Here is a 9,312-nt window from a genome sequence, read left to right as displayed (position 1 = left end):
CCACCACCCCACCCCCCACCAACCTCCCCACCTACCCCTTCCAACACCACCGCTACTGGCTGGAAGGCCCGGCGGCGCACAGTGACGCCGGCAGCCTGGGGCTGGACGGGACCGAGCACCCCGTGCTGTCCACCGTGACCACGCTCGCGGAAGGCGACACCGTGGTCCTCAGCGGGCGGCTGTCGACGCGGACGCAGACCTGGCTCGCCGACCACGCCGTGGGCGGGACCGTGCTGGTGCCGGGCGCCGCGCTGCTGGAGTTCGTGCTCCAGGCCGCGCAGACGGTCGGGGGCAACCGGGTCGACGAACTGACTCTGGAGGAGCCGCTGTTGCTTCCCGGGCGGGGAGCGGTCCGGGTGCAGGTGGCGGTGGAGGGCGCCGGCGAGGACGGCAGGCGCCGGGTGTCGGTGCACTCGCGGCCGGACGGGGAGGACCCCGAGGCCGGGTGGACGCGGCACGCGACCGGCGTCGTCGACCCGGTGCCGCGCCCGGTCCCGGCCGGCGGGTGGCCCGCGTCCTGGCCGCCGGCGGACGCCGATCCGCTGGAGGTGTCGGACCTCTACGACCGGCTGGCCGAGCTGGGTTACGAGTACGGGCCCGCGTTCCGGAACCTGACGGCGGCCTGGCGGTCGGGTGACACCGTCTACGCGGAGGTGGCCCTCGCGGGACAGTTCCACGACGACGCCGCCCGGTTCGCGTTGCACCCCGCGCTGCTGGACTCCGCGCTGCACGCCATGGGGCTGGGCGACTTCCTGGGACCGGGGGTGCGGCTTCCGTTCAGCTGGAGCGGGGTGTCCCTGGCCGCCGCCGGGGCCACCGCGCTGCGCGTCGCCGTCGCCCCGGGGGCGGGTGGGCAGGACTCCGTGACGCTGTCCGTGGCCGACCCGGCGGGTGCCGTGGTGGCCGTCGCCGAGTCGCTGGTGCTGCGGCCGGTGGACCCGGACCGGCTGCCGTCCGCGAGGCGCGCGTCCGGCGCCGTCCGGTCGCTGTACGAGCTGGGCTGGACCGAGCTGTCGCCGACCGGGGACGGGGCGGCCGAAGGGGCGTACGACGTGCTGGACGCCCGGTCCACGGCCGGGGGGACCGTCCCCGACGCCGTCCGTGAGGCGGTCACGGAGCTGCTGGAGCGGCTGCGGGAACGGCTCACGGACGAGCCGGGCGGCACGGGTACGGGCGGTGCGCCGCAGGTGCCCGTGGTGGTGCTCACCCGGCGCGCCGTCGCTGCCGCCCCGGGCGATCTGCCGGACCTCGTGGCGGCGCCGCTGTGGGGTCTGGTCAGGTCCGCCGCCACCGAACACCCCGGACGGGTCACCGTCGTGGACACCGACGACACTCCGGCCTCCCGGGGGGCGCTGGCCGCCGCGGTGGCCACGGGCGAGCCGCAACTGGCGTTGCGCGAGGGGCGGGTGCTCGTGCCGCGGCTGGCGCCCGTCGCCGCGGAGGAGGCCCTCGTGGTCCCCGGGGACGGGTCCGCCTGGCGCCTGGAGGCACCCGGCGGGTCGCCCGACGAACTGCGGGCCGTGCCGCATCCGGGGGCCGGGGCGCCGCTGGCCGCCGGGCAGGTGCGGATCGCGGTGCGGGCCGCCGGGCTCAACTTCCGTGACGTGCTGAGCGTCCTGGGCATGGTGCCGGCCGAGGCGCCGCTGGGTACGGAGGCCGCGGGGACCGTGCTGGAGGTCGGTCCGGGGGTCGAGGGCCTGGCCGTCAGGGACCGGGTGTTCGGGCTGGTGCCGGGCGCTGTCGGCCCGGTGGCCGTGGCGGACCGGAGGCTGCTCGCGCGCGTCCCGGACGGCTGGTCGTTCGCGACGGCGGCGGGCGTGCCCGCGGTGTTCACCACCGCCTACTACGCCCTGGTCGAGCTGGCCGGGCTGCGGGCCGGGGAGCGGCTGCTGGTGCACTCCGCGGCCGGCGGTGTGGGGCTCGCGGCGGTGCAGCTCGCCCGGCACCTGGGCGCCGAGGTGTTCGGCACCGCGAGCCCGGCGAAGTGGGGTGCGCTGCGCGCGCTCGGGCTGGACGAGGCGCATCTGGCGTCCTCGCGCACGACCGGGTTCGAGGAGCGGGTGCGCGGGGCCACGGACGGCGCGGGTGTCGACGTGGTGCTCAACTCGCTGACCGGCGAGTTCACCGACGCCTCCCTGCGGCTGCTGGGGCCGGGCGGACGGTTCGTGGAGATGGGCGTCGCCGATCTGCGCGAGCCGTCCGCGATCGAGGCGGCGCGGCCGGGGGTGACGTACCAGCCCTTCGAGCTGCTGGGGATGGACCCGGCGCGCGTCGGTGAGGCGCTGGCCTCGGTGCTCGCTTTGTTGGAGCGGGGCGTGCTCTCCCCGCTGCCGGTCGCGACCTGGGACGTACGGCGGGCTCCGGCGGCCTTCCGGTACTTCGCGCAGGCCCGGCAGGTGGGCAAGGTCGTGCTGACCGTGCCGGCGGCCGGGGAGCCGGAGCACTCCGGAACGGTGCTCGTCACCGGGGGCACCGGCACCCTCGGGGCGGAACTCGCCCGGCACCTGGTGACCGGGCACGGGGTGCGCAGCCTGCTGCTCATCGGCCGGCGCGGGCCCGAGGCGCCCGGCGCCGCCGCGCTCGTGAGCGAACTGGAGGAGCTGGGCGCGCGGGTGCGGATCGAGGCCTGTGACGCCGCCGACCGGGAGGCGCTGGCCCGGCTGCTGGAGTCCGTCGATCCGGCGCGTCCGCTGACCGGTGTCGTCCATGCCGCGGGTGTGCTGGACGACGGGATCCTGTCCTCCCTGACCGCGGAGAAGGTCGCCTCCGTGCTGCGGCCCAAGGTGGACGCGGCGTGGAACCTGCACGAGCTGACCCGCGGGCTGGACCTGTCGTGGTTCGTGCTGTTCTCCTCCGCCTCCGGTCTCCTCGGCGGTGCCGGCCAGGCGAACTACGCGGCCGCCAACGTCTTCCTGGACGCGCTGGCCGCGCACCGGCACGGCCGTGGTCTGCCGGCCGCGTCGCTGGCCTGGGGCATGTGGGAGGCGGCGAGCGGGATGACGGGTCATCTGGCGGAGGCCGACCGGGCCCGGATCGCCCGCGGCGGTCTCGTCCCGATGACGCTGGAGGAGGGCATGGCGCTGTTCGACGCGGCACTGGCGGCCGGCCGGCCGCTGCTCGTCCCGGCACCGCTGGACCTGGCGGGGCTGCGGGCGGACACCGCGGCGGGCGGGGTCCCGGCCGTGCTGCGGTCGCTGGTGCGCGGCCCGGTGGTGCGCCGCGCCGCGCAGGGCGGCGGTACGGCGTCGGCGGCGGGCTTCGCGGAGCGGCTGCTCGCGCTGCGCGGCCCGGAGCGCGAGCGGGCCGTACTCGCCCTGGTCCGGGAGCAAGTGGCCGCCGTGCTCGGGCACGGCACACCGGACGGCGTCGACGCCGAACGGGCCTTCAAGGAGACCGGATTCGACTCGCTGACCTCCGTCGAGCTGCGCAACCGGGTCGGCGCGGCCACCGGGCTGCGGCTGCCGACGACGCTCGTCTTCGAGTTCCCGACGCCGGCGGCGCTGGCCGGGCACCTGCTCGGGCTGCTGGCGCCGGAGGACCCCACCGCCGAGCTGGACCGTCTGCTGGCCTCGGTCACCGTCGACGGGCCGGAGTTCCCCCGGCTCAGGGAGCGGCTGCGCGCGGCCCTGTGGCGCTGGGACGAGGAGGCGGGGCGGGACGGCACCGCGCCTGCGGCCGGGGCGGAGGACGTGGACTTCGCCGACGCCGACGACGAGGAGCTGTTCCGCGCGCTCGACGAGGAACTGGACGCCACCTGAGGCACACGGGGTGGTCCGGCGGGGCCGGCGCCGGCGGTCGCCGCCGGCCCGGCCGGCCCACCCCGGCCCCGGCTCGGCGCGGCCGGAGCCATCCGCCCAACCCGCCCGGGCGACGCGCAGGCGGGCCGGAGAAGACCGAGAAGAGAGTGCGACTGGCATGAGCAACGAGGAGAAGCTGCGGGACTATCTGCGGCGGGCGACCACCGATCTGCGGCAGGCCCGCCGGCGCATCCGTGAGCTGGAGGAGCGGGAGCGGGAGCCGATCGCGATCGTCGCCATGGCCTGCCGCTTCCCCGGCGGGGTCAGCTCTCCCGAGGAGCTGTGGGAGCTGGTGTCGCGGGAACGTGACGCCGTGTCGGACTTCCCGGCGGACCGGGGCTGGGACCTGGCGGGGCTCTACGACCCGGACCCCGACCGGGCGGGTACGGCGTACACGCGTGAGGGCGGTTTCCTGGACGACGCGGCCGGGTTCGACGCGGCGTTCTTCGGCATGGGGCCGCGCGAGGCCGTGGCCACCGATCCGCAGCAGCGGCTGCTGCTGGAGGTGGCGTGGGAGACCTTCGAACGGGCCGGGATCGCCCCGGACTCGCTGCGCGGCAGCCGTACCGGGGTGTTCGCGGGGGTGGTGTCGCAGGCGTACGTGCCGCCGCCCGAGCGGGTGCCCGCGGGGTACGAGGGGCACCTGATGACGGGCAACGCCACCAGCGTGGCGTCCGGGCGGGTCGCCTACCACCTGGGTCTGGAGGGGCCGGCGGTCACGCTGGACACGGCCTGCTCGTCGTCGCTGGTCGCCATGCACCTGGCCGCCCAGTCGCTGCGGCGCGGTGAATGCGACCTGGCGCTGGCGGGCGGGGTCACGGTGATGGCGACGCCGCTGCTGCTGGTGGAGTTCAGCAGGCAGCGGGGGCTCGCGCCGGACGCCCGGTGCAAGGCGTTCGCGGCGGCCGCCGACGGCACGGGGTTCGCCGAGGGGGTCGGTCTGGTGCTGCTGGAGCGGCTGTCCGAGGCGCGCCGGCGCGGCCACCGGGTGCTGGCCGTGCTGCGCGGGTCGGCGGTCAACCAGGACGGGGCGAGCAACGGGCTGACCGCGCCGAACGGCCCGACGCAGGAACGGGTCATCCGGCAGGCGCTGGCCGACGCCCGGCTGGCACCGCAGCAGGTCGACGCGGTGGAGGCGCACGGCACCGGCACCCGGTTGGGCGACCCCATCGAGGCGCGGGCCCTGATCGCCGCCTACGGGCAGGGGCGGCCGGACGACGAGCCGCTGTTCGTGGGCTCGCTGAAGTCGAACATCGGGCACACGCAGGCCGCGGCGGGTGTCGCCGGCGTCATCAAGACGGTCCTGGCGATGCGGCACGAGGTCCTTCCCCGCAGCCTCCACCTCGACGAACCAACGCCGCACGTCGACTGGTCGGCGGGCGGGGTGCGGCTGCTCGCCGAGACGCTCCCCTGGCCGGACCGCGGGCGCCCCCGCCGGGCCGGTGTCTCGTCGTTCGGCATCAGCGGAACCAACGCGCACGTCATCCTGGAGCAGGCCCCGCCGGAGACGGCGGAGGAGGAGCCGTCGCGGGAAGCGGGCGCTCCCCTGCGGAACCCGTCGGGCACGCCGGGCGGCGGCACGCCGGGCGGCATGTCCTACGTCGCGCACGAGACTTCGGACGGCGGCACGCAGGGCACCACGTCCGGCGCCCCGGACGAGACCTCAGGCGGCAGCGCGGAGAGCACGGGTGACGCCGTGGCGGACGCCATGGCCGCCGAGGCCCGTCCGCTCGCCCCGTGGGTGCTGTCGGCGCGGACCGCGGGTGCGTTGCGGTCCCAGGCCGGGCGGCTGGCCGCGCATCTGGCCGCCGCCCCGGAGTCCGACCCGGTCGAGGTGGGCCGCACGCTGGCACTGGGGCGGGCGGTGTTCCGGCATCGCGCGGTGGTGCTGCCGGGCGGCGCGGACGAACGGCTGGCCGCGCTGCGGGCGCTGGCAGCGGGCCGCCCGCATCCCCGGGCCGTGTCCGGCACCGCGGCCGAACGGCTCTCCACGGCCTGGCTGTTCACCGGTCAGGGCAGCCAGCGCCCGGGGATGGGACGGGAGTCGTACGACCGGTGGCCGGTGTTCCGGCAGGCGGTGGACGAGTTGTGCGAGGCGTTCGAGCCGCATCTGGACCGACCGCTCAAGGAACTGCTGTTCGCCGCGCCGGACAGCCCGGACGCGGCGCTGCTCGACCGCACCGAGTACGCCCAACCGGCGCTGTTCACCGTGGAGCTGGCCCTGTTCCGGCTGCTGAGCCGGCTGCTGCCCGAGCCGGACTTCGTCACCGGGCACTCCCTGGGCGGGCTCACCGCGGTCGCCGCGGCCGGTGCGCTGCCGGTCGAGGACGCCTGCGCCCTGGTCGCCGCGCGCGGCCGGCTGATGGGCGCGGGACCGCGCGGCGGGGCGATGGCGGCGCTGGAAGCCTCGGAGGAGGAGGTGCGCGCCCTGCTCGAGGACTACTCAGGCGTGATCGGTGTCGCCGCCGTCAACGGCCCCCGCGCCACCGTGGTCTCGGGAGACGCCGAGGCGGTGACGGACCTCGCGCACGGGTTCGCCGAGCAGGGCCGCCGTACCCGCCGGCTGCGGGTCAGCCACGCGTTCCACTCGGCCCACATGGACGGCGCCATGGAGCCCCTGCGGCAGCTCGCGACGACCCTGCGGGTGACCGAGCCGGTCATCCCGGTGGTCTCCGACCTCACCGGGCGGCGGCTCGACGCCGAGGAGCTGCGCCGGCCCGAGTACTGGGCCCGCCAGCTACGCTCCCCGGTCCGGTTCGGCGCGGCCGTCGCCACGCTGCACGAGGCCGGGGTGGCCGCCTATGTCGAGGTCGGCCCGGACGCCGTGCTCGCGCCGCTGGTCCCGGCCTGTCTGCCCGCCGACGCCGCCCCCGTCGTCGTGCCGGCGCTGGTGCGGGACCGCGCCGAGGAGGACACCCTCGCCACGGCGCTGTCCCGGCTGCACACGGCCGGCGGCGAGGTGCGGTGGGCGCACTGGTACGGGGAACGGCCGCGCCCGGCCGCCGACTTGCCGACCTACCCGTTCGAGCACCGCCGCTACTGGTGGCCGGCGCAGGTCGTGCGCCCGTATGCGGCGGACGCCCGGCGGCCCCAGCCGCACCCCGTCCCTGCGGACACCACCACGGACACCACGGACGCGGCAGTGGACGGCCGGGACCCGGCGGCGGAGCACGGCACCGCCTCGGCGGTCGTGGCTGCCGCCGCGGACCGGCCCGGGGCGCTGCTCGACCTGGTCCTGGCCCACACCGCCGACGTCCTCGGCCATGAGTCGCCGGAACAGATCGACCCCGAGGACAAGTTCCTGGACATCGGCCTGTCGTCGTTCACCGCGCTGGAGGTGCGCAACCGGCTGTGCCAGGTCACGGGTCTGCTGCTGCCGCCCGTGCTGCTCTTCGACCATCCGACGCCCGCCGCGGTGGTCCGCTTCCTGGAGGAACGGCTGACCGCCGCCTGACACGCCGCGGGCGGCGGGCCACGGAAACCCTCCGTGGCCCGCCGCCCGCGCCTCGCCGTCCCCTGCCGCCGGTGCCTCACCAGGTGACGGGCAGCCGCAGGATCCCCTGCACCGAGCCTCCGGGCTTGGTGCCGAGCCGTTCGACCGGTTCCGCTAGCCGCAGCGTCGGTATCCGGGTCAGCAGCCGGCCGAGGGCGATCTCCAGTTCCGCCCGGGCCAGGTTCTGCCCGATGCACTGGTGGACGCCGTACCCGAACGCCAGGTGCTGGCGGGCGCTGCGGCCCACATCGAGGGTGTCGGGGTCCGGGAAGGCGTCGGCGGAGCGGTTCGCCGCCGCGTTCGGCAGGTACACGGCGTCACCCTCGCGGATCACCACGCCCCCTACCTCGATGTCCGCGGCCGCCACCCGCTGCAACTCGTCGGCGACGGACAGGAACCGCAGCAGCTCCTCCACGGCGCCGGGCAGCAGGGCGGGCTCGGCGCGCAGCCGGGCCGACTCCACCGGGTGCTCCAGCAGGGTCAGGATGCTCAGCCCGATCATGTTCGCCGTGGTCTCGTGCCCGGCCACGAGCAGGAACATGGCGATGGCCGACAGGTCCGCCCGGCTCAGCTCGCCGCCGCGCACCCGGTCCTCGACCAGTTCGTCCAGCAGCCCGTCCTGCCGGTGCCGGCGGTCGGTTCCCGCGAGCTTCACGCCGACCAGTTCGTCGAAGTAGCCGACCAGCGCGGCGCTCGCGCCGGCGGCCTGTTCCGCGGTTCCGGTGGCCTGGAGCATCCGCCGGGTCTGCTCCTCGAAGAACTCGTGGTCCTCGTACGGCACTCCGAGCAGTTCGCAGATGACGGTGGACGGCACCGGCAGCGCGAACTCCGGGACCAGGTCGACCGCCTGCTCGCCGGCCTTGCCCAGCACCGCGTCGATCCGCTCGTCCACGATCCGGCGGATCGACGGCCGCAGCGCGTTGACCCGCCGCACCGTGAAGCTCCCGATGAGCATGCGCCGTTGCACGTCGTGCTCCGGCGGGTCCATGCCCACCAGGGCGGTCAGCTTCGTCGCCGCCATGCGCGGCACGAGCACCGGGAAGTCGGGGCGGGACCGGTCGGAGGACAGCCGGCGGTCCACCAGAAGCCGTCGTGTCTCGGCGTAGCCGGTCACCACCCAGGCCACCCGTCCGTCGTAGAGCCGTGCCCGCGCCACCGGCCCCTGTTCGCCGAGGCGGGCGTAGCCGGGCGGCGGGTGGTACGGGCAGCCCCTCGACATCGGGAACCCGGGCAGGTCGCCGTTCTCCTCGGTCACTTCGTCGTCGTTCATGCCGCTCCCAGGGCGTTGCGGACCCGCGCGGGGGTCCTGCGTCGAAGGGCCGGATTCTCGACGGCACCGATAAAGGGGCTCTAAACGGCCCGCCTGCCGGCGAGCCCGTGCCCCCGCCGGTCACCGGTCCGTCGTCGGAGGTGGTGCCGGCCGTGCGGTGTGCGGCGACCGGTCGTCTACGCCGGTGGGCCGGGTACCGCGCCCGTGGCCGGCTCGCGCGGCGTCGCCCGGGGACTGGCCAGTCGGACTGTGCGGTGGCGGATGCGAGCACCGTCCCGGCCGGACGAGGCTGAGCGCGCCGTACCAGGGGCGAATCCCTGCCTTCCTGCTCGCTCCGTGGCCGGAAAGCCTGCTCGCCTACGAACAGAAATGGGAGTGGCTCGGCCGGCACACCCATCTGGTGGCGGTCGACCTGCCGGGGTTCGGGCGCTCCGAGTGCCGGGACGACCTGGTGTCCCCGGAACCGATGGCCGGGTTCGTGCTGCGCACGGCCGAGGCCTTCGGACTGGAGAACCCGCATGCCGTGGGCCCGGGAACCGGCACTCCGGCCCTGCTCCTCGCGGCGGCACGCCACCCGGCCGCGAACTCGCTGCTGGGACGTCTGATCCGGCCGGAGGAAGTGGCCAGCCTGATCACTTACGTGGCGACGGAACACGCCTCGGCCACCACCGGCGCGGCGCTGAGCGTCGACGGTGGCCTGGTCCCCACCATCTTCCCCTGAACAGCGGCGGGTGCGTCCTACCGTGTCAACC

At 76.0% G+C, this 9,312-nt stretch carries 4 protein-coding genes; 3 read left to right on the top strand and 1 reads right to left on the bottom strand.

Annotated features, from left to right (window positions below):
• Both OO52_RS20775 and OO52_RS52800 read left to right on the top strand, forming a co-directional pair.
• Positions 1-3,758: SDR family NAD(P)-dependent oxidoreductase (locus OO52_RS20775; protein WP_037670818.1), on the top strand; the 3,758-nt coding region annotated here is incomplete at its 5' end.
• Between the two features lie 157 nt (positions 3,759-3,915).
• Positions 3,916-7,251 (top strand): type I polyketide synthase, encoded by a 3,336-nt coding sequence (locus OO52_RS52800; protein WP_030657301.1) that lies wholly within the window; start codon positions 3,916-3,918, stop codon positions 7,249-7,251.
• Positions 7,252-7,327: 76 nt separating this feature from the next.
• On the opposite strand, the gene OO52_RS20765 is transcribed toward OO52_RS52800, so the two are convergent.
• Positions 7,328-8,560, bottom strand: coding sequence for a cytochrome P450 (locus OO52_RS20765; RefSeq protein ID WP_030657299.1), 1,233 nt, complete (start codon positions 8,558-8,560; stop codon positions 7,328-7,330).
• A gap of 400 nt (positions 8,561-8,960) precedes the next feature.
• On the opposite strand from OO52_RS20765, the gene OO52_RS46110 reads away from it, so the two are divergent.
• The gene (locus tag OO52_RS46110) at positions 8,961-9,281 is read left to right on the top strand and encodes an SDR family oxidoreductase (protein WP_030657297.1); all 321 of its coding nucleotides are present in this window, start codon (positions 8,961-8,963) and stop codon (positions 9,279-9,281) included.
• The last annotated feature ends 31 nt before the right edge of the window (positions 9,282-9,312 follow it).

It is taken from the genome of Streptomyces flaveolus (genome assembly GCF_000716535.1).
Taxonomy (GTDB): domain Bacteria; phylum Actinomycetota; class Actinomycetes; order Streptomycetales; family Streptomycetaceae; genus Streptomyces; species Streptomyces flaveolus_A.
The sequence above is the reverse complement of the archived record's forward strand: the minus strand, read 5'-3'. Positions and strand labels throughout refer to the sequence as shown.